The 2,176-nt window shown below is 65.0% G+C and carries 4 protein-coding genes; 2 read left to right on the forward strand and 2 right to left on the reverse strand.

Features of this window, described 5'->3' with window-relative positions:
* Together GE300_RS21930 and GE300_RS23460 are read right to left on the reverse strand one after the other, a co-directional pair.
* Positions 1-632: hypothetical protein (locus tag GE300_RS21930; RefSeq protein WP_233417314.1), on the reverse strand; the 632-nt coding region annotated here is incomplete at its 3' end.
* A 35-nt stretch (positions 633-667) separates the two neighbouring features.
* On the reverse strand, positions 668-943 hold the full coding sequence (locus GE300_RS23460) for a hypothetical protein (protein ID WP_233417315.1): 276 nt from the start codon (positions 941-943) through the stop codon (positions 668-670).
* 26 nt (positions 944-969) lie between these two features.
* On the opposite strand from GE300_RS23460, the gene GE300_RS21940 reads away from it, so the two are divergent.
* Complete coding sequence (locus GE300_RS21940; protein WP_154449692.1) at positions 970-1,422, forward strand: DUF2924 domain-containing protein; 453 nt, start codon at positions 970-972, stop codon at positions 1,420-1,422.
* Positions 1,419-2,176, forward strand: a 758-nt coding sequence (locus GE300_RS21945; RefSeq protein ID WP_233417316.1) for a recombinase family protein, incomplete at its 3' end; no start/stop codon positions are given. The genes GE300_RS21940 and GE300_RS21945, both read left to right, overlap by 4 nt.

Genomic DNA, 2,176 nt, shown 5'->3' on the forward strand with positions numbered 1-2,176 from the left:
ACGACCGGCATGGTCGAAACCATGGAGCCGTGGCTGACCACGAGGTTGATCTCGTCATCGTCGTCGTAGTCGCCCACCCGGCAGTAGTCCCCGAGAAACGCGTCACGGAAGAGCGCGGCAACGGCCGTCCGGAACGCCTCGACCTTCTCCGCCGTCAGGTCGATCGCGACACCCCGTTCCCGCCCGGCATATTCATGCAGGCGGTCGGCGGTGAGCATCGCCATGTGGTCGGCGGCCGCGTCAAACAGATCGGGATGCTCCAGAAACACCCGGACGGCGATGTGCTTGGGATCATGCGCCTTGTTCGGCGCGTCCTCGTCGCCGGTCTTCATGTCGGGGAACAGATCGATGTCCTGACGGGCGGCCTGCGCCTGGATGATCTCGAGGCCGCGGGCATCGCCCAGTTCCGCGATCCGGTGCAGATCGCCGCGCAGCCCTTCTGGATAGCTGTCCTCGGCACCGGTCAGCAGCTTCTCCAGCGCTTCGCGGGCGGCATCCTCCTCCTGGTCCAGCAGGTCGACGGAGAAGCCCTTGTACTTGCCCTCGTGCCGCGCCAGCAGCGGCTTCATCAGAGCGAGATCGATGGTCTTGATGAACCGGGGGTTCACGAACTTCTTCAAATTGCCGGCCACGACGAATCCCCTTTCCTGCAAGACAAGTGTTCCTGTTACGTTCTTTTGATCGATTCTTCAACCTGTGCGGGATCGGCTGGGACGCCTTCCGACATCGACGAGTAGAGGCCAGAGGAGACGACTGTTCCGAGGCCCGCATGAAACGCCCCAATCCGCTCCCGCCCGACCAGATGACGCCCGCAGAGCGCCGCGCCGAGCTGTGCGGCCTGCTGGCGCTCGGGCTGGTCCGCTTGCGGATGCGGTATGGTGCCGAAGTATCTGACGACACTGGAGAACGTTGCCTTCACTATCCGCCCGACCAGAGCGCTCATGCAACTCCAACGCACCGGAGACATGCATGACGAAGCTCGATCCCATCCCCGCGCGCCTGGCCGCGCTCAAGACCACGCCAACGCCCGACCTGAAAGCGCAGTGGCGCGAGTTGTTCGACAGCGAGCCGCCGCCGTTCAACCGCCGCTACCTGGAAAGCCGGCTGGCCTACCGCATCCAGGAACTCGCCTATGGCGGGCTGAAGCTCGAGACGATCCGGCGGCTGGAGCGGCTGGGCGAGGAACTCGACGGCGGCGACCGGAAGAAGAGCCGGATCCGCGCAGACACCATGCCCATCGCCGGCACCCGGCTGATCCGTGAGTGGCAGGGCGTCGAGCATGCCGTCACCGTCACCGCGGACGGCTTCGAATGGCAGGGGCGGCCCTACAAGTCGCTGTCCGCCATCGCGCGCGCGATCACCGGGACGCGCTGGAATGGCTGGGTGTTCTTTGGCCTCAAGAACCGGAGAGCGCGGACATGACAAAGGCCCCTGCGAAATCAGGAATGATCCGGAAGCAGCGCTGCGCGATCTACACGCGCAAGTCCTCCGAAGAAGGACTCGAGCAGGAATTCAACAGCCTCCACGCCCAGCGCGAAGCCTGTGAGGCGTACATCGCCAGCCAGCGGTCCGAGGGCTGGGTACTGGTCCGCGATCAGTATGACGACGGCGGCATCTCCGGCGGCACGCTGGAACGGCCCGGCCTGAAGCGGTTGCTGGAGGACATTGAGGACGGGTTGGTCGATGTGGTGGTGGTCTACAAGATCGACCGCCTCAGCCGCTCGCTCGCCGACTTCGCCAAGCTGGTCGAGGTGTTCGACCGGAACGCCGTGACCTTCGTCTCGGTCACGCAATCGTTCAACACGACAACCTCCATGGGGCGGCTGACGCTGAACATCCTGCTGTCCTTCGCCCAGTTCGAGAGGGAGGTCACCGCCGAGCGCATCCGCGACAAGGTCGCCGCCAGCCGAAAGAAGGGCATGTGGATGGGCGGCGTCCCGCCCTATGGTTACCGGGTGGAGAACCGCAAGCTGGTGGTCGACGAGGAAGCCGCCGCGCACGTCCGCTGGATCTTCGCCCGCTTCCTCGAGATCGGGTCCTGCACTGAACTGGCGCGTGACGTCGGCGCGCGCGGTCTCCGGACGCCGCGCGGCAACCGGATCGACAAGAAATACATCTATCGGATGCTCGGTAACCGCGCCTACATCGGCGAGGCGGTCCACAAGGGCGACAGCTA

This window comes from Halovulum marinum (assembly GCF_009697225.1).
GTDB classification, from domain to species: domain Bacteria; phylum Pseudomonadota; class Alphaproteobacteria; order Rhodobacterales; family Rhodobacteraceae; genus Halovulum; species Halovulum marinum.

Coding starts and splice junctions, on each gene's coding strand:
- GE300_RS23460 (WP_233417315.1), bottom strand. CDS start 943: ATGAGCGCTCTGGTCGGGCGGATAGTGAAGGCAACGTTCTCCAGTGTC.
- GE300_RS21940 (WP_154449692.1), top strand. CDS start 970: ATGACGAAGCTCGATCCCATCCCCGCGCGCCTGGCCGCGCTCAAGACC.